Origin of the sequence: Streptomyces sp. R35 (assembly GCF_041053035.1) — a bacterium.
Lineage (GTDB): Bacteria > Actinomycetota > Actinomycetes > Streptomycetales > Streptomycetaceae > Streptomyces > Streptomyces lutosisoli.
Window position 1 is genome coordinate 6,468,623 of the sequence record NZ_CP163440.1, and the last position, 21,762, is coordinate 6,490,384.

Annotated in this window: 19 protein-coding genes; 14 read left to right on the forward strand and 5 right to left on the reverse strand. The window is 69.2% G+C overall.

The window, feature by feature from the left end; all coding sequences use genetic code 11:
- The first annotated feature begins 220 nt into the window (after nucleotides 1–220).
- The 4 genes from AB5J50_RS29430 (at nucleotide 221) to AB5J50_RS29445 (ending at nucleotide 5,750) form a co-directional block, all read left to right on the forward strand.
- On the forward strand, nucleotides 221–3,223 hold the full coding sequence (locus AB5J50_RS29430; protein ID WP_369261224.1) for a BTAD domain-containing putative transcriptional regulator: 3,003 nt from the start codon (nucleotides 221–223) through the stop codon (nucleotides 3,221–3,223).
- 58 nt (nucleotides 3,224–3,281) lie between these two features.
- Nucleotides 3,282–4,019 carry an A24 family peptidase gene (locus AB5J50_RS29435; protein ID WP_369261225.1) on the forward strand — a complete coding sequence of 246 codons (738 nt, stop codon included), beginning with the start codon at nucleotides 3,282–3,284 and terminating at the stop codon, nucleotides 4,017–4,019.
- A 71-nt stretch (nucleotides 4,020–4,090) separates the two neighbouring features.
- A complete protein-coding gene (gene mqnC, locus AB5J50_RS29440; protein WP_369261226.1) occupies nucleotides 4,091–5,290 on the forward strand; it encodes a cyclic dehypoxanthinyl futalosine synthase in 1,200 nt (399 codons plus the stop codon).
- A 7-nt stretch (nucleotides 5,291–5,297) separates the two neighbouring features.
- Nucleotides 5,298–5,750, forward strand: coding sequence for a hypothetical protein (locus tag AB5J50_RS29445; protein WP_369261227.1), 453 nt, complete (start codon nucleotides 5,298–5,300; stop codon nucleotides 5,748–5,750).
- An 85-nt stretch (nucleotides 5,751–5,835) separates the two neighbouring features.
- Here AB5J50_RS29445 and AB5J50_RS29450 read toward each other — a convergent pair whose 3' ends face one another.
- Nucleotides 5,836–6,876: a chitinase gene (locus AB5J50_RS29450; protein ID WP_369261228.1), complete on the reverse strand. Its 1,041-nt coding sequence runs from the start codon at nucleotides 6,874–6,876 to the stop codon at nucleotides 5,836–5,838.
- Nucleotides 6,877–7,184: 308 nt separating this feature from the next.
- Here AB5J50_RS29450 and AB5J50_RS29455 point away from each other — a divergent pair, with 308 nt between their 5' ends.
- From AB5J50_RS29455 to AB5J50_RS29470, 4 genes are all read left to right on the forward strand, one after another.
- Nucleotides 7,185–7,550 carry a hypothetical protein gene (locus AB5J50_RS29455; protein ID WP_369261229.1) on the forward strand — a complete coding sequence of 122 codons (366 nt, stop codon included), beginning with the start codon at nucleotides 7,185–7,187 and terminating at the stop codon, nucleotides 7,548–7,550.
- A 19-nt stretch (nucleotides 7,551–7,569) separates the two neighbouring features.
- Nucleotides 7,570–9,903, forward strand: coding sequence for a bifunctional polysaccharide deacetylase/glycosyltransferase family 2 protein (locus tag AB5J50_RS29460; RefSeq protein ID WP_369261230.1), 2,334 nt, complete (start codon nucleotides 7,570–7,572; stop codon nucleotides 9,901–9,903).
- On the forward strand, nucleotides 9,904–11,337 hold the full coding sequence (locus AB5J50_RS29465; RefSeq protein ID WP_369261231.1) for an acyltransferase family protein: 1,434 nt from the start codon (nucleotides 9,904–9,906) through the stop codon (nucleotides 11,335–11,337).
- 158 nt (nucleotides 11,338–11,495) lie between these two features.
- On the forward strand, nucleotides 11,496–12,191 hold the full coding sequence (locus AB5J50_RS29470) for a demethylmenaquinone methyltransferase (RefSeq protein WP_369261232.1): 696 nt from the start codon (nucleotides 11,496–11,498) through the stop codon (nucleotides 12,189–12,191).
- A 44-nt stretch (nucleotides 12,192–12,235) separates the two neighbouring features.
- On the opposite strand, the gene AB5J50_RS29475 is transcribed toward AB5J50_RS29470, so the two are convergent.
- On the reverse strand, nucleotides 12,236–12,568 hold the full coding sequence (locus AB5J50_RS29475; RefSeq protein ID WP_369261233.1) for a PASTA domain-containing protein: 333 nt from the start codon (nucleotides 12,566–12,568) through the stop codon (nucleotides 12,236–12,238).
- Between the two features lie 81 nt (nucleotides 12,569–12,649).
- Nucleotides 12,650–13,156: a GNAT family N-acetyltransferase gene (locus AB5J50_RS29480; protein WP_369261234.1), complete on the reverse strand. Its 507-nt coding sequence runs from the start codon at nucleotides 13,154–13,156 to the stop codon at nucleotides 12,650–12,652.
- A 98-nt stretch (nucleotides 13,157–13,254) separates the two neighbouring features.
- On the opposite strand from AB5J50_RS29480, the gene AB5J50_RS29485 reads away from it, so the two are divergent.
- A complete protein-coding gene (locus tag AB5J50_RS29485) occupies nucleotides 13,255–14,559 on the forward strand; it encodes a geranylgeranyl reductase family protein (protein WP_369261235.1) in 1,305 nt (434 codons plus the stop codon).
- A 12-nt stretch (nucleotides 14,560–14,571) separates the two neighbouring features.
- On the opposite strand, the gene def is transcribed toward AB5J50_RS29485, so the two are convergent.
- Nucleotides 14,572–15,198: a peptide deformylase gene (def, locus tag AB5J50_RS29490; protein ID WP_327430845.1), complete on the reverse strand. Its 627-nt coding sequence runs from the start codon at nucleotides 15,196–15,198 to the stop codon at nucleotides 14,572–14,574.
- A gap of 87 nt (nucleotides 15,199–15,285) precedes the next feature.
- On the opposite strand from def, the gene AB5J50_RS29495 reads away from it, so the two are divergent.
- The gene (locus AB5J50_RS29495) at nucleotides 15,286–17,094 is read left to right on the forward strand and encodes an FAD-dependent oxidoreductase (protein WP_369261236.1); all 1,809 of its coding nucleotides are present in this window, start codon (nucleotides 15,286–15,288) and stop codon (nucleotides 17,092–17,094) included.
- 96 nt (nucleotides 17,095–17,190) lie between these two features.
- Here AB5J50_RS29495 and AB5J50_RS29500 read toward each other — a convergent pair whose 3' ends face one another.
- Nucleotides 17,191–18,021: a C40 family peptidase gene (locus AB5J50_RS29500; protein WP_327430847.1), complete on the reverse strand. Its 831-nt coding sequence runs from the start codon at nucleotides 18,019–18,021 to the stop codon at nucleotides 17,191–17,193.
- A 713-nt stretch (nucleotides 18,022–18,734) separates the two neighbouring features.
- Between AB5J50_RS29500 and AB5J50_RS29505 the strand changes: the two genes are divergently transcribed.
- Genes AB5J50_RS29505 through AB5J50_RS29520 form a run of 4 tightly spaced genes read left to right on the forward strand, consistent with a single transcriptional unit; the run spans nucleotide 18,735 to nucleotide 21,740 of the window.
- The gene (locus AB5J50_RS29505; protein ID WP_007383963.1) at nucleotides 18,735–19,094 is read left to right on the forward strand and encodes an NADH-quinone oxidoreductase subunit A; all 360 of its coding nucleotides are present in this window, start codon (nucleotides 18,735–18,737) and stop codon (nucleotides 19,092–19,094) included.
- Nucleotides 19,095–19,108: 14 nt separating this feature from the next.
- Nucleotides 19,109–19,663 (forward strand): NADH-quinone oxidoreductase subunit B family protein, encoded by a 555-nt coding sequence (locus AB5J50_RS29510; RefSeq protein ID WP_053743379.1) that lies wholly within the window; start codon nucleotides 19,109–19,111, stop codon nucleotides 19,661–19,663.
- Nucleotides 19,660–20,400: an NADH-quinone oxidoreductase subunit C gene (locus tag AB5J50_RS29515; protein WP_327430848.1), complete on the forward strand. Its 741-nt coding sequence runs from the start codon at nucleotides 19,660–19,662 to the stop codon at nucleotides 20,398–20,400. The genes AB5J50_RS29510 and AB5J50_RS29515 overlap by 4 nt, the downstream gene beginning before the upstream one ends.
- Nucleotides 20,397–21,740 (forward strand): NADH-quinone oxidoreductase subunit D, encoded by a 1,344-nt coding sequence (locus AB5J50_RS29520; RefSeq protein WP_369261237.1) that lies wholly within the window; start codon nucleotides 20,397–20,399, stop codon nucleotides 21,738–21,740. Before AB5J50_RS29515 ends, AB5J50_RS29520 begins: the two co-directional genes overlap by 4 nt.
- The last annotated feature ends 22 nt before the right edge of the window (nucleotides 21,741–21,762 follow it).

The window sequence follows — 21,762 nt, forward strand, 5'->3', positions numbered from 1 at the left end:
TCGCCGCGCGAGCGGGGGATTGTGTGGAGACCGTGAGGGCTGTGCCGTGGCGGTCGCGAAGCGCGTGGTGCAACTCGGGCGTAGCGGGCGGGCGGTGAGTAATCGGGCGTGCGGTGGGCCCTTGGCCCCTGTCTGGCCTTCGACTCCCTCTCTAAGATCTCGGTAGGCTCAGTACACCCCCGCCCTCACTCCCTCCCCACACGACCCCAGGACACCCGCCATGGCGCGACGCACCACTTCCAGCTCGACGGGCAGCTCGCCGGGTCCGAGGAACCGGACGCCGCAGCCCCTGCCCCGGCGTCGTCGGACGTTCGGGGACTTCGTGAAGGCCTTCGGGGCGTTTGTCGCCCTGGTCGTGCTGCTTGTCGGGGTGCCGGGGGCGCTGGTCGTCAGCGTCGGGTGGCCGTTGCCGCACGGGACGCCCGAGCTGGCGTGGTTGCAGCAGGAAATCACCGTCGGCACGTTCATCCATGTGCTGACCGTCATCGTGTGGTTCGCCTGGGCCCAGTTCACCGCCTGCGTGCTCGTCGAGATGAAGGCCGCGCTGTCGGGCGTAGGGCTGCCGAACCGCGTACCGGGCGCGGGGGGCAGCCAGTTGCTCGCGCGGCAGCTCGTCGCCGCACTGCTGCTCGTCGGTGCCACCGCGGCCAGCCTCACCCCGGGGCTCTCGCAGCTCGGGCAGAGCCTGGAGGGCAACCAGCGCGGGAGTGTCGCCGTGGCGCAGCAGACGCCGGGCGGACTGTTCGGGCAGCAGCAGGAGCAGGCTGCCTCCAGTGCGGCCGCCGCGATCGCCGAGCAGGCCGCCAACGCGGCGGCACATGCCGACAGCGGGGGCGCTCACGCCGCCAAGGAAGGCGACACCAAGTACTACCGGATCCAGCCGCCCGAGGGACGCCACCACGACTCCCTCTGGGAGATCGCCGAGCGGCATCTCGGCGACGGGCGCCGGTACAAGGAGATCTACCAGCTCAACAAGGACCGCACGCAGCCCGACGGCTCCAAGCTGTCGGAAGCCAGTCTCATTCGGCCCGGCTGGATCCTCGAAATGCCCGGCGACGCCCACGGCGGCGAACTCGTCCAGATGCCCGACGAGGCGCCCAAGGTCTCCGAGCAGGTCCAGCAGCAGATCCACGACTACTCCCAGACCGGGGATCACGCGCAGGGCGGCGGCCAGAAGCAGCAGGCCCAGGGCGGTGACCGGGACACCGCGCACATCCAGCTGCCTCATCAGCGGTCCGGCGGTGACCAGGGAAGCGGTCACCAGCAGCAACAGAACCAGAACCAGAATCAGCAGCAACAGCGCGAGCAGGCCGGGTCGGAGGAAGGGCGTGGGTTCTCCTTCGGGCTTCCCGAAGCCCTCGTCGGCGCCCCCCTCCTCGCCGCCGGCCTCCTCGGCGCCCTCGGCCGCCGCCGCCGTCAGGCGCTGTGGCAGTCGGCGCTCGGTGCCGTCGGCGGGCGGCGCGGCATGGAGCCGCCGATCCCGACCGGGTCCGCCGCGGACGCCCAGGACGCGCTGCTCGTGGGCGCCGACCCCGAGGGCGTACGACTGCTCGACCTGTCGTTGCGCGGACTCGCGGCGGCGCTCGCGGCGGAGTCGCGCCCGCTGCCGACCGTCTACGCGGCCTGGCTCAGCGGCAACGGCGATCTGCATCTGCAGCTCGCCCAGCCGGCAGGCAAGCCGCCCGCGCCATGGCAGCTCGGTCAGGACCAGACGTTCTGGATGCTGGCGCGGACGGACGCGGAGCGGTACGAGGACGTCGACACCGCCGCTCCCTACCCGGGCCTGGTGAGCCTCGGGACCATGGACGACTCCCGGCTGCTCCTCAACCTCGAGTCCGTCCCCGGCATCGTCTCCCTCAGCGGCAGCGCGAGCGACCGCGCGGGCGTCTTCGCCTCCGTCGCCGCCGAGTTGGCGACCAACGGGTGGTCCGACCGCATGACGATCACGCTCGTCGGTTTCGGGCAGGATCTGACCCCGCTCGCGCCCAGCCGGCTGCGCCACCTCGACGACGTCGAGGCGCTGGTGGAGACCATGGAGGCGGAGACGCGGCAGCGCCGCGGTGCGCTGGGGGCCGCCGGGCACGACTCCGTGCTCACCGGCCGCACCGGGCCCGCCCAGCACACCCGTTGGGCCCCGCACCTCGTGCTGCTCGCCGCCGAACCGTCCGCCGAGGACGCCGTCAAGCTCGCCGAACTCGCCGCCGACGCGAGCCGGCTGGGCATCGGCTACCTCGTCGGCACCGAGAGCGGCGATCTGCCGGGTGCCGCCTGGGAGATGGAGATCACCAGCCAGGGCAAGCTGCTCGCGCCGCTCCTCGGGCTCGAACTCGACGCGCAGCTGCTGCCGGTGGAGCAGCAGCGGGCGGTCGTCGAGCTGTTCGTCGAGGCGGACCCCGAGCGGGAGGACGCGAACGCGTCGGCGCCGCCGTTCCTCGTCGACATCAGCGAGCAGGGGCGGCCGGCGGTGTACGCGCGGCTCGTGGGCCCGTACGAGATCATCGGCCTGGAGACGCCCGACGGCGAGCGCAGCCCGCTGATGCACGAGGCGCTGGCGCTGCTGCTCCTGCACCGTGAGGGTGTGCACCCCCGGGTGCTGTCCTCGGCCCTCTGGCCGCGCGGTGTCACCGAGGACGTACGCGACGCGCTCGTCGAGCGGCTGCGCGGCTGGCTCGGCCACGACCCCGACGGCACGCCTCGCCTCGGCACCGACGCGACCGGGCGCCTCACGCTCGCCAAGTCGGTCGTCTCCGACCTGGACGTACTGCGCTCCCTCTACCACGAGGCGACGCAGGGCAAGGGCGTCAACAGCCGTGCCGTACGCGGGCGTCTGCTCACCGACGCGCTCGTCCTCGTCCGCGGGCCGCTGCTCGCCGACCGCGTCCAGGGGCGCTACGGCTGGCTCACCCACGAGATCATCGACGCCCAACTCCCGCTGCTCGTGGCGGACATCGGGCTCGCGCTCTCCGCGTTCCACCTGGAGAAGGACCGCGCGGGGCAGGCCATCGAGGCGCTGAACGCTTCGCTGAACTCGGCGCCGGGAGATGAGCGGTTGTGGAACGAGTTGCTGCGGGCCACGCATGCGACGGGTGACAGTGAGCGGTTGAAGGCTCTGGCCGCCGACCTGGTGTCTCGTAGTGGGGCTCGGGGGCTGCCGCCTCGGACCGAGGCGTTGCTGGACGAGTTGCTGCCGACCTGGCGGAGTGGCGTGGCCGCGGCCGGGTGACCTGGCGCCGAGCGCCGGGGCTCGGCCCAGCCGTAACGGACTCTTCCTGGGGGAACACGTGGATCTCGACCTCTGGCTGACCCTCGTCGCCGCCCTCTGGGGCGCCGCGGCCGGGCTGCTGGTGCCCCGGGCCGCGTACCGCTTCTCCGTCGAGCCGGATCAGCCGTGGCGCGACCGGTGCCCCGAGGGGCACCTGATCACCGGGGTCGCACGCGGCTGGGTCGGGCTCGCCCGGTGCGCGGACGGCACCCGGTACGGGCCGAGCACCCCCCTCCTTTCCCTCGCCACCGCGCTGGTCTGCGCCGGGCTCGCGCTCGCCACCGGTACGCGGCCCGAACTCGCGGTCTGGCTGCTGCTCGCACCCCTCGGTGTGCTGCTCGCCGTTGTGGACTTCCGTGTGCAGCGGTTGCCCGATGCGCTCACGCTGCCGCTCGCGGGTGCCGCGCTCGCGCTGCTCGGGGCGGTCGCGGTGGTGCCCGAGCACGCGGGGAACTGGCTGACGGCGCTGTTCGGGGCGCTCGCGCTCGGGGGCGCGTACTTCCTTCTCTTCCTCATCAACCCGAACGGCATGGGGTTCGGGGACGTGAAGCTCGCGCTGGGCCTCGGTGCCGTGCTCGGCTGGTACGGCTGGAGCGTGGTGTTCCTGGGGACCTTCGCCGGCTTCCTGTTCGGCGGGCTGTACGGGATGGGGCTCGTCGTGGTGCGGCGCGCCGGGCGGAAGACATCCATCCCCTTCGGCCCGTTCCTGATCGCGGGGGCATACGCGGGGCTCCTGATCGGGGCGTACGCGGCCTGACGTCGGGCGATCGAGGGGGCTGGCGTAGGCTGGTTCGGTCCGTCCACAACCCTTACGAAAGGGACGCCCCGGTGACCGAGAAGGCCGACCTTCAGTCCGTCCTCGACCGTGCCGCCGAGGGTGGGAGGATCACCCCGGAAGAGGCGCTCGACCTCTACCGCGACGCCCCGCTGCACGCGCTGGGCGCCGCCGCCGACGCCGTACGCCGTCGCAGGTACGCCGGTACCGAGCACATCGCGACGTACATCATCGAGCGCAACATCAACTACACGAACGTGTGCGTCACGGCGTGCAAGTTCTGCGCCTTCTACGCGGCCCCGAAGGACACCGACAAGGGGTGGACGCGCGACCTCGACGACATCCTGCGCCGCTGCGCGGAGACCGTCGAGCTCGGCGGTACGCAGATCATGTTCCAGGGCGGGCACCACCCGGACTACGGCGTCGAGTACTACGAGAAGCACTTCGCCGCGATCAAGGCCGCGTATCCGCAGCTGGTCATCCACTCCCTCGGCGCGTCCGAGGTCGAGCACATGGCCCGTATCTCCAAGGTGAGCGTCGAGGAGGCCATCCAGCGCATCCACGCGGCCGGCTTGGACTCCTTCGCCGGCGCCGGCGCGGAACTCCTCCCCGCGCGCCCCCGCAAGGCGATCGCGCCCCTCAAGGAGTCCGGCGAGCGCTGGCTGGAGATCATGGAGACCGCGCACGGGCTGGGTGTCGAGTCGACGTCCACCATGCTCATGGGCACCGGCGAGACCAACGCCGAGCGCATCGAGCACCTGCGGATGATCCGTGACGTACAGGACCGGACGGGCGGCTTCCGCGCCTTCATCCCGTACACGTACCAGCCCGAGAACAACCACCTCAAGGGCCGCACCCAGGCCACGCTCTTCGAGTACCTGCGGATGATCGCCATCGCGCGGCTGTTCATGGACAACATCGCCCACATCCAGGGCTCCTGGCTGACGACCGGCAAGGAGGTCGGCCAGCTCTCCCTGCACTACGGCGCGGACGACCTCGGCTCGATCATGCTGGAGGAGAACGTCGTCTCCTCGGCGGGCGCCAAGCACCGCTCCAACCGCATGGAGATCATCGACCTGATCCGCAAGGCGGGCCGTGTCCCGGCGCAGCGGACCACGACGTACGAGCACATCGTCATCCACGACGACCCGGCGAACGACCCGGTCGACGAGCGGGTCATGTCCCACATCTCCTCGACCGCGATCGAGGGCGGCACGGCACATCCCGAGCTGAAGCTGCTCGCGTCCAACTGACCTGAGCATGCTGACGATTCACGCCGCCGACGAGCTGCGGTTCGGGTGGGACGACTCCGCGCCCGTCAAGGGCGGTGCCGTCGTGGTGGAGGGCGCGAGGGTCGCCGCCACGGGGCCGCTGAGCGAGCTCCAGGAGCGGTACCCGGGCGCCCGTGTACGCCGCTGGCCCGGCGTCCTCGGCCCCGCCCGCATCCACGAGGGACCACTCCCGGACGCGCCGACACCGCGTGAACGCATTCACGCGGTGTTGAAACTGGGCGCGGTGGCGGTCTTGGGCCAGTACGTCGACTCGCCTGAACTGCGGGCCGCCGCGGAGCGGAACGACGTCGTGATCCTCCCGGGCGCGGAGCGACGACCTGCGATCATCCAGACCGCCCGCGCCGACCTCGCCGTGTTCGACGAGACCGGCGCGTGCATCGCAACGGTGTGCGCGGGCCGCTTGGTACACAGGCGCCGCTGAACTTTCCAGCCAAGGGATTCGGCAGCGCCCCTTAAGGGGCGCGGGGAACTGCGCGCCCAGCCACACACAACCCGCACCCGCAAACTCACCCAGACAACGCCTCAGCAAACGCCCCCGAGTCCTGCTCAACCCCGCTGCAATCGGTAGCCGCATCATCAGACGCAGAGTCATCGTCCTCGCACTGCTGATCCCGGAACGTCGACCACATGGACACCCACGCCACCTCCTTCTCCTCAGCGAACGCCCGCACCTGCGCCGCGTCCGAGAGGCTGAACGTCTCGCCCGAGACGTCGTTGTCCCCGATCATCGACGTGAGCGCGAGCCCCTGCCACGCCCCCGCGCTGGACAGCCCGAAGACGTCCTCCAGCTGATCGTGGGCCGCCTTGGCGGACGTGATGGCGTAGTCGCCCATGTCACCGCTGTACGACGTGCCGTAGTTCATCGTCATGATGTTGACGGTGGAGACCTTCACGGAGGAGTCGTTGGCGGACTCCAGCAGCGCCAGGCTGTCGGAGTCGAGGCCGGAGGGCATGACCGGCAGCGTGAAGGAGACCTTCAGATCGGGGCGCTCCTTCTGGAGCACCGCGATCGCCGCCGAGCGCATCTTGACCGAGGCGGAGTCGGTCAGCTGGTCGCCCTCGATGTCGAAGTCCGCCTGCGTCGACCCGGCGGCGTCCAGCGCCGCCCCGTAGGCAGCTGCCAGCTCGGTCACGTTGTCGCAGGTGGACGCCAGCTCCTTCCCGGACGCCCCGCCGAAGGAGACGCGCACGCTCGCGCCGGACTCCTTGAGCGCCGAGATCCGGGACTTCACGGCCGCGTTGCCGATGGCGTACGTCCCGTTCCACTTCGCCGCACAGTCGCTGCCGTCCGAGATCACGAAGGCCAGGTTGTACGTCGTCGGTGACCCGGTCGAGTCCGTGTCGGACGCGGTGGTGGCGCTCACGTACGGGGCGTACGAGGTGGAGGACGAGGACGACGACGACTCGCTCTCGGAGGGCGCCGCACTGGTCGGCGGGGTCTGCGAGGGCGCGGCGTCCGACGTGTCGTCACCGCCCGAGGAGCACCCCGCACAGGCCAGAGCCACCAGGCAGACGAGCCCGGCGGCCGGCTTCAGGAAACTCCTCATTGCACATGCACCCGCTCTCGTGATTTCTGTCTCAGGACGGAAACAAAGTGCGATTCCGGAGTTCAAAGGTGGCACATCCGGTGGAGATCCAAGAACGCGGAATGTGCATAGAAAGTGCATAGGGAAGTGGGTTCAAAGGGGATGAGTCGGGCGTGAAAAGTGGGGCATAAGGTCTGTATGTGTCGGGCCTGAGCTGCGCAGATGTTCATGGATTCTCTCAGGGAATGAACAGGTTGGGCCAAGTCTCATGGGTCTCTCACATGAGAACCTTGGAATTGGCCACATAAAGGCCTCCTAATATCCGGGGAATGCAATCCGAGTCAGTCATCGAAAACCGCGCCGAAGTGCGCGGACGCCGCCGCAAACGCGGCAGCGGGGCCCTGGAAGGTCCCGTGTTCGTGGACAACTCTGGGCGCAGAGCCCGCCTGCTGCGCAGAGTCGGCATCCTCATCGGCGTCGTATGTCTCGGCTACGCGGCCGTGCTCGGCATGGCCTTCATGGGCTGGGGTACCTCGCTGACGCCGTCCTCGCTGTTCCCCTTCGGCGGCGGCCAGTCCGGTTCCGCTCCGGGCGGCAACTTGCAGCCGCAGGGCGGCATCGCCCCCAGCGGCGTTCCCACCGGCACCCCGCCCTCCTCCGCTCCCTCCGTGTCCGCCTCCACAGGCGCCAAGTGACCGGGACGCACCCACTCTCATGACTACGACGACGCCCTCGCGCGGCCGTCGGCGCGCCCCCTCCAAGATGGAGCGGGCGGCCGGCAAGGCCGCGGCGCTGCAGAAGCCGCGTGTCATCCTCGCCCTGCTGCTCCTGCTCGGACTCACCAGCGTGATGCTGCTCGACGGCTACCTGCGCTCCGAGATCGGCAACGACTCGCGGGTACGCGACGGCGCGGCCTACGACAAGGTCCCCGAGAAGATCCTTGACGGCGGCCCCATCCTGACCTTCAACAACGGCACGGCGAAGACCCAGTCCGTGCCCAAGAAGACCATCGTGCTCACCTTCGACGACGGGCCGACCGGGGAGTGGACCCCACAGGTCCTCAAGGTCCTTGAGGAGAACGACATCGAGGCCACCTTCTTCATGGTGGGCTCGATGGTCTCGCGCTACCCGAGCGTGGTGAAGAATCTGGTGGACCAGGGCAACGAGGTCGGCATCCACACCTTCACGCACGTCGACCTCTCGTACCAGAGCACGGCGCGCCTCAAGCGCGAGCTGCTGCAGACCCAGCTGGCCCTCGCGGGCGCGGCGGGCGTCACCACTACGCTGTTCCGTGCCCCGTACTCGTCGGAGATCAACGCCGTCGACAACTACAGCTGGCCGGTCTACCAGGAGATCGGCGGCCTGGGCTACACCAGCGTCTTCGTCAACACCGACAGCGACGACTGGAAGAAGCCGGGCGTCTCGAAGATCGTCCAGTGGGCCACGCCGAAGAAGAACAAGGGCGCCATCGTCCTCATGCACGACGCGGGCGGTGACCGTTCGCAGACGGTCAAGGCGCTCGACACGTACATCAAGAAGATGAAGGCGAAGGGCTACACCTTCACCACGGTCAGCGGCGCCCAGGCCAAGCTGAACCAGGCCGCGCGGGCGAGCAGCGGCGCGGGGCAGGCCGCCGGGGCCGGTCAGCGGGCCGGCCAGCAGCCGCCCGGTGCCACGGGCGGGACCTCGGGTTCGGGCACGGCCTCGGGTTCGGGCACGGCTGTCAAGATCAACAGCGCGCAGGCCGCCCACCGTACGGCCACCGGCACCACGCTCTACGAGGGCAAGGCCCTCATCTGGGCGGTCGCGGTCGCCGAATGGGTCGTACCGGCGCTGTCCTGGTTCCTGGTCGTCGTCGGCGTCGCCGTGATGGGCCGGTTCGGGATGATGCTGATCCTCGCCCGCCGCCACTACAGACAGCGCAACAGGAAGCGCGGCAGGGGCGGGAAGTTCAGCTGGGGCCCGACGGTCACCCGGCCGGTGACCGTGATCGTGCCCGCGTACAACGAGAAGGAGTGCATCGCCAACACCCTCAAGTCGCTGGCGAAGAGCACCCATCCGATCGAGATCATCGTCGTCGACGACGGTTCCGAGGACAACACGTCCGAGATCGCCGAGTCGCTCGGCATGCCGAACGTCCGCGTCATCCGGCAGGAGAACGCGGGCAAGCCGGCCGCCCTCAACAACGGCGTCCGCAACGCGAGTTACGACATCGTCGTGATGATGGACGGTGACACGGTCTTCGAGCCGGACGCCGTGCACCAGCTCGTGCAGCCCTTCGCGGACCCGGAGATCGGCGCGGTCGCGGGCAACGCCAAGGTCGGCAACCGCAACACCGTGATCGGCGCCTGGCAGCACATCGAGTACGTGATGGGCTTCAACCTCGACCGCCGTATGTACGACCTGCTGCGCTGCATGCCCACCATCCCGGGCGCCATCGGCGCGTTCCGCCGGGACGCGGTCCTCGAGGTCGGCGGGATGAGCGAGGACACGCTCGCCGAGGACACGGACATCACCATCGCCATGCACCGCGCGGGCTGGCGGGTCGTCTACCAGGAGCACGCCAAGGCCTGGACGGAGGCGCCCGGCTCGCTGAAGCAGCTGTGGTCGCAGCGCTACCGCTGGTCGTACGGCACCATGCAGGCGCTGTGGAAGCACCGCAAGTCCCTGACGGACAAGGGGCCTTCGGGCCGCTTCGGCCGCGTGGGCATGCCCCTGGTCGTGCTCTTCCAGATCGTCACGCCGGTCTTCGCGCCGCTCATCGACGTGTTCACCGTCTACTCGATGATCTTCGTGGACTTCCAGGCCGCGCTGCTCGCCTGGCTGGCCGTCCTCGCCGTCCAACTGGTCTGCGCGGCCTACGCGTTCCGACTCGACCGGGAGAAGTACCGCTACCTCGCGATGCTGCCGCTGCAGCAACTCGCGTACCGCCAGATGATGTACCTCGTTCTGATCCACTCCTGCGTCACGGCCCTGACCGGCGGACGTCTGCGCTGGCAGAAGCTCAAGCGCACGGGTGAGGTCGGGACTCCGGCAGGAGTGAGCTAGATGAGCTGGGGCTCGGAACAACAGGGACAGCAGGGCCAGCAAGGGCCGCAGGGCCAGCAGGGTTACGGCTACGGCGGGTACGGGGGGCAGCAGGCCCCGCCCCAGCAGTACGGGCAGGGATACCCGCAGTACGACCAGGGGTACGACCAGGGGTACGGCCAGGGCTATGCCCAGCCCCAGCCGTACGCCCAGCCCGTGCAGCAGCAGCCGTACGCGCAGCCCGTACAGCCCACGCAGTACGAGCAGCCGTGGTCGTACGCGCCCGAGGAACCGGAAGCGGCCTCCACCACCGCTCAGCTGGACCCCGTTCCGTCCGAGCCCCCCGCTCAGACCGCCGCTCCCGCTGCGGCGGAGGAGCCGCCGCCCACGGAACCGGAGGAGCCGAAGCCGAAGGCGAAAGCCGGCGGCCGTGACCGCTACTTCGACGCCCTGCGCGCCTTCGCCCTGGTCCGCGTCGTCACGTACCACACCTTCGGGTGGGCCTGGGCCGGCATGGTCTTCCCCTCCATGGGCGTGATGTTCGCGCTCGCCGGCACCCTGATGGCCAAGTCCCTGGAGCGCCCCGCGTTCAAGGTGGTCAAAAGCCGGATGAGGCGGCTGCTGCCGCCCTTCTGGTTCTGGGGCTTCTTCGTCGTGGTCGCGATGATGATCCATGACTGGATGCCGGGCTGGCAGATCGTCTTCTGGGTCGTTCCGGTCGGCGACCCGCCGGGCAACCACTGGGGCATCCAGGCCTGGGAGATCCTCTGGTACCTGCGCACCTACCTCTGGTTCGTGCTGCTCTCCCCGCTGCTCCTGTGGATCTTCCGCAAGGCCCCCATCCCGGTCCTGCTCCTCTCCCTCGTGCCGATCGTGGTCTTCCAGTACGGCTGGACGCCGCCGTGGGACCGCTTCGGCAGCGCCATCACCGACCTGGCCACCTATCTGTTCTGCTGGCTCGTCGGCTTCGCGCACCGCGAGGGCGTGCTCCAGCGGCTGAAGCCCGCCCTGGTGGTGCTGGCGTCGCTGGCCGCGCTTGTGTACGGCGGCTGGTTCGCCTTCGGCCACCAAGGGGAGTTCGGCACCTACGACCTGGACGAGATCCCGATCGCCCAGGCCTTCTGGTCGGCCGGCTTCGTCACGCTGCTGATGTACTTCAAGGCGTACTACAACGTCGACTTCGCATGGCTCGCCCGCTTCAAACGGCTCGACCGGATCGTGACGATCTTCAACGGGCGCGCGGTGACGATCTACCTCTGGCACGAGATCGCCCTCATCCTCGCGGTCCCGCTGATCGACCAGTTCTGGAAGGTGCCCGCCTTCGAGAAGTGGCTGCCGCTGGAGAGCCAGTGGTTCATGTTCGGCATCGGCTGGGTGCTGATCTGGGTCGCGATCCCGCTGTTCGGCTGGGTCGAGGACGTGGCCGCGAAGAAGAAGCCGAAGCTGCTGCCCTGAGGACGGCCCCTGCGAGGTTCCCTGGGAGTGGCCTCCGCGGGGTTCCCCGGGGGTGGCCTCCTAGGGCTCCCCGAGAGGGGCGCCAAAGGGGTCGCGCAAGACCGGCGTACGGGCCGGGCGCTGGAGAGTCGCCCGGCTCGTACTGCCACAATGGGACCGTGACCCGCGCATCCCTGGACAAGCAGCCGCACGAAGTCGCCTCGATGTTCGACGACGTGGCGGAACGGTACGACCTGACGAACGACCTGCTGTCGCTCGGGCAGGACCGGGTGTGGCGCCGGGAGGTCGCGAAGGCCGTCGATGCCCGGCCCGCGCAGAAGATCCTGGACCTGGCGGCCGGTACGGCGACCTCGTCCCTCCCCTTCGCCCGCACCGGCGCGTACGTCGTGCCCTGCGACTTCTCCCTCGGCATGCTCCGGGTCGGCAAGAGGAACCACCCCTGGCTGCCGCTCACGGCGGGCGACGCGACGAAGCTGCCCTTCAAGGACGACACCTTCGACGCGGTCACGATCTCCTTCGGACTGCGCAACGTGCAGAACACCGACGCCGCGCTGAGCGAGCTGTACCGGGTGACCAAGCCCGGCGGCCGTGTCGTGATCTGCGAGTTCTCGCACCCCACATGGGCGCCGTTCCGCACGGTGTACACCGAGTACCTGATGCGTGCGCTGCCGCCGGTCGCCCGCGCGGTCTCCTCCAACCCCGACGCGTACGTCTACCTCGCCGAGTCCATCCGCGCCTGGCCGAACCAGCCCGAACTGGCCGAGCGGCTGCGCAAGGCCGGCTGGTCAAAGGTGGCCTGGCGGAACCTGACGGGCGGCGTCGTGGCGCTGCACCGGGGCTTCAAGCAGGCCTGAGCGCGCCTTTCCTGCCTGGCCGGGTCACCTGACGGCCGGCCGGGTCACCTGAGGACCTCGAACGGGTCGCCCGGCTCGTCGAGCTCGCGACGCATCCCGCCCGACGGCGGACGTGGCAGCCGCGGCTCGCGCACCCCCGTGCCGCCCTCTGCGTCACCGAGGTCGAACCATACGGTGACCACGGCACCGCGCGGGATCTCGGCGCCCGGCGGGGGATATTGGCGTACGACGTAATCGACGACCGTGAGATGGAAGTCGGGCCGGTCGGGCGCGGCGAGCAGCACCCCTCGCGCCTCGGCCGTCTCGCGCGCGTCCACGGCCATCAGGCCCACGAGCCGCGGTACGCGCACTTCGGGTGTCTTGGGTGTTATGCGCACAGACGTCACCCCCAGCGGTACCGGAAGGGTAAGCCTCGCCCGTGCCCTTCCGGAAGCCGTAAGGAGACGTGCCCGGCTCCGTCAGAGGGCCAGCTGGTAGCGGTGCCCCTCCAGCCCTGACGCCGGCAGGGTGAACCGCTCGGCGAGCTCCATGCCGAGCCGCCGCGTCACCGCGATGGAGCGTTCGTTGCGGGCGTTGACCATGGCGACGACGTGGCCGACGCCCGCCGCGCGGACCCGCTCCAGGGTGGTGCGGGCGGCCGCCGTGACATACCCCTTGCCCCAGTGCGCCCGCCCCAGCCGCCAGCCGATCTCGATCTGCCCCGTCGGCCCCCAGGCGTGCGGCCACGGCTGGGCGCCGGTGAAGCCGAGCACGTCACCCTCCGAGTCGACCATCGTCCACAGACAGAACCCGTACTCGGCGTCGTGCCGCCGCTGCCGTGCGGTGAGCTCCTCGTACACGGACAACTCGGCCGCCCTGCCCCCGTGGAACTCCATGACTTCCGGGTCGGCGAAGATCCGGTGCCAGGCGAAGGCGTCCTCGTCGGTGGGGACTCGGAGCTGTACGTCGGGGAGAGCTCGGTTCACGGGGCAGCCCTTCAGCCAGGTGATCAGTACTGCTGCATAGACTGCCCATGTCCAGTGCCCGTCGGCACGTTGATTCCGAATCTTGGGGAGAACCCGCCGTGACCGAGCCCCAGCCCCTCTCCGAGAACACCGCCGATGTCATCGTCGTCGGGGCCGGGCCAGCCGGTTCCACCACCGCGTACTACCTGGCGAAGGCCGGACTGGACGTCCTGCTCCTGGAGAAGACCGCGTTCCCGCGCGAGAAGGTGTGCGGTGACGGCCTGACCCCGCGCGCCACCAAGCAGCTCGTGTCGATGGGCATCGACATCTCGGAGGAGGCCGGCTGGCTCCGGAACAAGGGCCTGCGCATCATCGGCGGCGGCGTCCGACTCCAGCTGGACTGGCCGGATCTCGCCTCCTTCCCCGACTACGGCCTCGTACGCAAGCGGGACGACTTCGACGAGCAGCTGGCGCGGCAGGCGCAGAAGGCGGGCGCGCGGCTGTACGAGCGCTGCAACGTGGGCGCTCCGATCATCGACGACCGCACGGGCCGGATCACCGGCGTGCACGCCAAGCTCGGTGACGCGGACTCCAAGGAGAAGCGCGAGGTCACCTTCCACGCGCCGCTGGTCGTCGCCGCCGACGGCAACTCCACCCGCCTCTCCCTGGCGATGGGCCTGCACCGCCGCGAGGACCGCCCGATGGGCGTCGCAGTCCGTACGTACTTCACCTCCCCGCGCCACGAGGACGACTACCTGGAGTCGTGGCTGGAGCTGTGGGACAAGCGGGGGCCGGGCGAGGACCGCCTCCTCCCCGGCTACGGCTGGATCTTCGGCATGGGCGACGGCACCTCGAACGTCGGCCTCGGTGTCCTCAACACCTCCGACTCCTTCAAGGAACTGGACTGGCGCGAGGTGCTGAAGGCGTGGTGCGCCTCGATGCCGGAGGACTGGGGCTACACCCCCGAGAACATGACCGGCCCGATCCGCGGCGCCGCCCTCCCCATGGCCTTCAACCGCCAACCGCACTACACCAAGGGCCTGTTGCTGGTCGGCGACGCGGGCGGCCTGGTGAACCCCTTCAACGGCGAGGGCATCGCCTACGCCATGGAGTCCGGCCAGATCGCCGCCGACGTCATCGTCCAGGCCCACGCGCGCGCCACCCCCGGCCAGCGGGAGCTGGCGTTGCAGCGCTACCCGCAGGTCCTCAAGGACACCTTCGGCGGCTACTACACCCTCGGCCGCGCCTTCGTGAAGCTCATCGGCAACCCGAAGGTCATGAAGATCGCCACTCAGCGCGGCCTGACGCACCCCCTGTTGATGAAGTTCACGCTGAAGATGCTCGCGAACCTGACGGACCCGACGGGCGGCGACGCGATGGACCGCATCATCAACGGCCTGTCGAAGGTGGCCCCGAAGGCGTGAGCCCCGCGCGGTCTACCGGCTGAGCTCCGCCTCTTTGTCGGCGCGGCGGGCGAACACCCGCTCGCGCCGGTCCTCCATCTGCCGCAGCGCGTCCCGCCGTTCGCGCTGGGAGAGCCGGTCCAGGTAGATCTGGCCGTCGACGTGGTCGGTCTCGTGCTGGAGGCAGCGGGCGAAGTACCCCGTCCCCTCGATGACCAGGGCGTTCCCGTCCTGGTCGAAGCCGCGTACGACGGCGCGGTCGGGCCGGAGTACGTCCATGACGGCGCCCGGTACGGAAAGGCACCCCTCGCCCTCGTCGAGGAGGCGCCGGCCGGCCGGGTCGAGCGGGTCCAGTACCGGGTTGGCGATGTGGCCGACGTGCCGGACACCGTCGTCGTCCGGGCAGTCGTACACGAAGAGCCTCAGATCGACACCGACCTGGTTCGCGGCGAGCCCCGCGCCGTCGGCGACATGCATGGTCAGGAACATGTCGGCGATGAGCGCGGCGAGATCGGGACCGAACTCGGTCACGTCCCGGCACGGCCGGTGCAGGACCTCCTCGCCCACCTCGGTGATCCGCCGCACCGATCCGCGCCGGGCCTCCGGTGCGAGTCGCGGATACGCGTCGACGGGCCTTCCCTGAACGAACACACGGGGCATCGCTGTCTCCTTCGGGTGTGAGGATGCTGTGGGTGGCCGGGTTGCGGTCTTCCGGCCTCCGGCGCCGCTCCCTACCCTCCCGTACTCATGACAACAGAACATGCGCAACAGCCTCAGGAGCAGACCGGCCACACCCGCAGACGCTTCCTGGCGGGGGCCGGAGGAGCGGTCGGTGCCGTCGCGTTATGGCCCGGCAGCGCGAGCGCCGCCTCCGGCAAGCGCGTCGCCGTGCTGGGCGGCGGCGTCTCCGGTCTCAGCGCCGCCCATGAACTCGCCGAGCGGGGCTACGCGGTGACCGTCTACGAGTACTACGACGTCCTCGGCGGCAAGGCCCGCTCGATGGACGCGCCGGGGACGGCGGGCGGCGGACGCAAACCCCTCCCCGGCGAACACGGCTTCCGCTTCTTCCCCGGTTTCTACCGAAACCTCCCGGACACGATGCGCCGGATTCCCTTCCCCGGCAACGCGAACGGCGTCCACGACAACCTCCGCGGCGGTACCGAGGCCCTGTTCGCCCGCTCGGGCGGCCGCCCCGATCTGCACTTCCCCCTGCGGCGGGTGACGACCCCGCCCGCCCCCGGCGACCTCACCCCGTCCTGGATCCGCGACCAGCTCCTGTCCGTCCTCGACCTGGGCACCCGGCTGCCCGCCCACGAGGCCGCGTACTTCGCCGACCGTCTCCTCGTCCACCTCACCAGCTGCGACGCCCGCCGCGAGGACCAGTGGGAGAAGACCTCCTGGTGGGACTTCATCCGCGCCGAGGACATGAGCGAGGAGTACCGGACGCTCCTCGGCATCGGCCAGACCCGCAACCTCGTCGCCACCCGCGCCGAGGTGGCCTCCACCCGGACCGTCGGCCGCGTCATCATCGAGGCCCTGCTGCTGTGGGGCCTCCTCGGCCGCGGCATGGACGGCGACGCCGACATCGACCGCGTGCTCAACGCCCCGACGAGTGAGGCCTGGATCGCCCCCTGGGAGACGTATCTACGCTCCCTGGGCGTCGAGTTCGTGACGGGTACGCAGGTGCGCGAGGTCCTGTACGCGGGCGGGCGTGTCACCGGCGTACGCGTATCGGCCCCCGACGGCAGCCAGGAACGTACGGTCACCGCCGACCACTACGTCTCCGCGCTCCCCGTCGAGCACGCCCGCGGCACCTGGGGCCCGGCCCTGCGCGCCGCCGACCCGCAGCTCGCCAAGTGCGACGCCCTGAAGACGGACTGGATGGTGGGCATCCAGTTCTATCTGCGCACGCCGACGCCAGTGGTGCACGGACACATCAACTGCCTCGACTCACCGTGGTCGGTGACGGGCATCGGACAGGCCCAGTTCTGGGACGTACGCGACTTTTCGGCCGACTACGGAGACGGCACCGTCCACGACTGCCTCTCCGTGATCGTCTCGGAGTGGGACAAGCCCGGGATCCTGTACGGCAAGACGGCCCGTGAGTGCACCAAGGAGGAGATCGTCGCCGAGGCCTGGGCGCAGCTCAAGGACGGCCTCAACGACTCCGGGAAGACCACGCTCACGGACGCCGACCGGCTCGGCTGGTTCATGGACCCGGCGGTGACGGGACTCGGCGGCCCGGACCCGCAGAACCGCGAGCCGCTCCTCATCCATCCGACGGGAACCCTCTACAACCGTCCCTCCGCCCGGACCGCGGTGCCGAACTTCTTCCTCGCCGGCGACTACGTACGCACCGACGTGGATCTGGCGACCATGGAGGGCGCCAACGAGTCCGCGCGCCGGGCGGTCAACGCGCTGCTGGACGCGGACCATTCGGGCGCCGAGCGCTGTGAGATCCGGGAGCTGTACCGGCCGCCGGAGATGGAGCCGCTGAAGCGCGTGGACGAACTCCGTTACAAACTGGGCCTGCCCAACACATTCGACCTCGGATAGGGCGAATCGGAAAAGGTGAACGAGATGGGGCGAATGGGGTAGCCCGAAAGGGCCGCTGCCCGATGGGGGAGCGGCCCTTCGGAAGACACCCGCGCGTCAGAGAACGCGCACCGCGCCCGTGGCCGGATAGCCCGAAAGGTCCTGAATCACCACACCCTTGGAGGGGTTGGCGGCGTCCAGGTACTGGCCGTTGCCGATGTACACACCCACGTGGTACGCCGAGCCGGCCGAACCCCAGTACAGGATGTCGCCGACCTGGATGTTGGACAGCGAGACCGGCGTACCGGACGTCGACTGGTCCTGCGAGACGCGCGGCAGGTCGACGCCGACCTGCTTGAACGCGGCCTGCACGAGACCGGAGCAGTCCCACGCGTTGGGGCCGGTGCCGCCCATGACGTAGGCGTCGCCGACCTGCGCCTTGAGGAAGGCGATGACGGTCGCGACACTGCCGCTGGCGGGGGCCGAGACGCTCGTGGACGCGGAGGCGGACAGAGTGGTCCGCGCGGAGGAACGCGAGACAGCCTCGGCGGCGGCGGCCTTGCGCGCGGCCTCGGCCGCCTTCTTCTTGGCCTCCGCCTTCTCCTTGGCGTCCGCGAGGTCGGCCTTGGCCTGCTTGGCGGCCTTCGCGGCGGCCGCGTCACGCTCCGCCTGCAGCTCGTAGTTCGCCGCGGCCTGCTGGGTGGCGTCCGCGGACTGTGCGACCTGGGCGGCCAGGTCGGCCGTCAGGGCGGGCAGTTCGAGGGTCTGCGTCGTGGACTCGGCAGCGTTCGCCGAACCGGACGCACCAGCCACTGCCAGGGTGCTGAGAACGCCACCGGCAACTCCGGCGCGCATCGCGAGCGACGACGCGTTGCGGCGGGGCTTCCGGTGGCTGCGTATGTGAGCGGTGTGGGACATGAGTACAAGCGGTACCAGGGGGTCCTCCATACCTTCAAGAAACGTGTGCTGCGCCACACTTGTTCAATCCACGGCCGAATTCATCGCGCGTCACCCTTTATTGACGCCGTAACGGGCATTGCGGACACGGCCCATCGAGCCCGTGATCAAGGCCTTTCCGTATTACGTCCGAATTGCCCGTCGCCTACCACTGGTTGAAGCGGATGGCCAAGCCCGGCTTATCTGACTCATAGGGAGATGTGGCGCAGGTCACGGAACGGTCACCGCGGCGGTGGCGTCTCGCGCGGGGGTCCCGGCCGCCTCCGCTCGTGAACGCGTGCACGCGTCCACACCTGACCGCGCGACTCCCTCCGAAGTGTGAACGCGCTCCTCTATCAAGGCTCCGCGTCCATCACCAATTTGCATGCAGGGGAACTCTCTTGATATGGAGACGCCGCCCTGGACCTGCGGTGACGAGCGGAAATGTCACCTCTGGTGATCACCCGGACGCTTCGCGTATGAAGATCACTGCTCATCCGACTTCATGATCGTTCGTCAGGTGGTGGAGATCACAAAGCTTGTGCAATACCCCGTGTCGCAGATCACAGACCGCCGGGCATAAGATGCGAGGCAGTTGGGCTTGTGACCTGCTTCACATGTTCGCGATCTTCGCCGGGACGGGTGTGGTTCGTGGGGCTGGTGAGGCAGAAGTGCATGCCCGCCGAACCGCCACCAGTCAGTGCCGACTGAGAGGAGCGAGGAGCGTGAACGCGTATGCGCCGATCCTCGTACTGGGAGCCCTCGGGGCAGGCTTTGCGATCTTCTCCGTGGTCATGGCCACGCTGATCGGTCCGAAGCGGTACAACCGCGCCAAGCTCGAAGCGTACGAGTGCGGTATCGAGCCGACCCCGACGCCGGCCGGCGGCGGGCGGTTCCCCATCAAGTACTACCTGACGGCGATGCTCTTCATCGTCTTCGACATCGAGATCGTCTTCCTCTACCCCTGGGCCGTCACCTTCGACGCCCTGGGTGTTTTCGGGCTCGTGGAGATGTTGCTCTTCGTGCTCACCGTCTTCGTCGCGTACGCGTACGTATGGCGGCGCGGCGGCCTGGAATGGGACTGAGGGGCCTTTAAGACATGGGACTCGAAGAAAAGCTGCCGAGCGGATTCCTGCTGACCACCGTCGAGCAGGCCGCGGGCTGGGTGCGTAAGGCGTCCGTCTTCCCCGCCACGTTCGGACTCGCCTGCTGCGCCATCGAGATGATGACGACCGGCGCGGGGCGCTACGACCTGGCGCGCTTCGGTATGGAGGTCTTCCGCGGATCGCCGCGCCAGGCGGACCTGATGATCGTGGCCGGCCGGGTCAGCCAGAAGATGGCGCCGGTGCTGCGGCAGGTCTATGACCAGATGCCCAACCCCAAGTGGGTGATCTCCATGGGGGTTTGCGCCTCATCAGGTGGAATGTTCAACAACTACGCCATTGTGCAGGGAGTCGACCACATCGTCCCGGTCGACATCTATTTGCCCGGCTGTCCGCCGCGGCCCGAGATGCTGATCGACGCGATCCTCAAGCTCCACCAGAAGATCCAGACCTCCAAGCTCGGCGTGAATGCCGAGGAGGCGGCCCGCGAGGCGGAGGAAGCGGCGCTCAAGGCGCTTCCCACCATCGAGATGAAGGGCCTGCTGCGGTGAGCGACGCGAACAGCAACGGGGTCAACCCCGAGAAGGACCTGGGCGCCTCGAACCTCCCCGGCCAGCGCGGCGACGGCGGCGAGGAGATCCGCGTCCAGCGCGGCATGTTCGGCGCCAACAACGGCGGCGACACCTCCGGCTATGGCGGCCTGGTCCGCTCCGTCCGGCTCCCCGGCCCGGCCACCCGCCCCTACGGCGGCTGGTTCGACGAGGTCGCCGACGAGCTGGAAGGTGCCCTGGAGGAACAGGGACTCGTCCCCGAGAACGCCATCGAGAAGACGATCGTCGACCGCGACGAGCTCACCTTCCACATCGAACGCGAGTACCTGGTCCGCGTCGCGCAGACCCTGCGCGACGACCCGGCCCTCCGCTTCGAACTGTGCACGGGCGTGAGCGGAGTGCACTACCTCAGCGACAAGGGCCGCGAGCTGCACGCCGTCTACCACCTGCGCTCGATCACCCACAACCGGCTGATCCGCCTGGAGGTCAGCGCCCCCGACGCCGACCCGCACATCCCCTCGCTCGTCTCCGTCTATCCCACGAACGACTGGCACGAGCGCGAGACGTACGACTTCTTCGGGCTGATCTTCGACGGTCACCCGGCGCTGACGCGGATCATGATGCCGGACGACTGGCAGGGCTTCCCGCAGCGCAAGGACTACCCCCTCGGTGGCATTCCCATCGAGTACAAGGGCGCCCAGATCCCGGCTCCGGACCAGCGGAGGTCGTACTCATGAGCACGCAGACCCCTTCTTCCGCGGCGTCACCCGCTTCGGGCCGCGAGACGACCGAGGGCACCGTATATACGGTCACCGGCGGCGACTGGGACGAGATCGCCCAGTCCGCGGCGAAGTCCGACGACGAGCGCATCATCGTCAACATGGGGCCGCAGCATCCGTCCACGCACGGCGTGCTCCGGCTCATCCTGGAGATCGACGGCGAGACGGTCACCGAGGCCCGCTGTGGCATCGGCTACCTCCACACCGGCATCGAGAAGAACCTCGAATACCGCACGTGGACCCAGGGCACCACGTACGTGACGCGCATGGACTACCTGACGCCGTTCTTCAACGAGACGGCGTACTGCCTCGCCGTCGAGAAACTCCTCGGCATCACGGACCAGATCCCCGACCGCGCCACGATCATCCGCGTGCTCCTGATGGAGCTGAACCGGCTCTCCTCCCACCTGGTGTGCATCGCCACCGGCGGCATGGAGCTGGGCGCCACCACGATCATGATCTACGGCTTCCGTGATCGTGAACTCATTCTCGACATCTACGAGCTGATCACCGGCCTGCGGATGAACCACGCGTTCATCCGCCCAGGCGGACTCGCCCAGGACCTGCCCCCGGGCGCGGTGGACCAGATCCGTGAGTTCGTGAAAAAGATGAACAAGAACCTTCCCGAGTACGACAAGCTCGCCACCGGGAACCCCATCTTCAAGGCCCGTATGCAGGACGTCGGCTACCTGGACCTGGCCGGCTGCATGGCCCTCGGCGCCACCGGCCCGATCCTCCGCTCGGCCGGCCTGCCGCACGACCTGCGCAAGTCGCAGCCGTACTGCGGCTACGAGACGTACGACTTCGACGTCCCGACCGCCGACACCTGCGACTCCTACGGGCGCTTCCTGATCCGGCTGGAGGAGATGCGCCAGTCGCTGCGGATCGTCGAGCAGTGCCTGGACCGGCTGCAGCCCGGCCCGGTCATGGTCGCCGACAAGAAGATCGCCTGGCCCGCCCAGCTCGCGCTCGGCCCCGACGGTCTCGGCAACTCCCTCGACCACATCAAGAAGATCATGGGCACCTCCATGGAGGCCCTGATCCACCACTTCAAGCTGGTGACCGAGGGCTTCCGCGTCCCGCCGGGACAGGCGTACGCGGCGGTCGAGTCGCCCAAGGGCGAACTCGGGGTGCACGCCGTTTCCGACGGAGGCACCCGCCCCTACCGGGTCCACTTCCGCGACCCGTCCTTCACCAACCTGCAGGCCATGGCGGCGATGTGCGAGGGCGGCCAGGTCGCCGACGTCATCGTCGCCGTCGCGTCCATCGACCCTGTGATGGGAGGCGTCGACCGGTGACCACCACCCCCGAGGGCGTCAG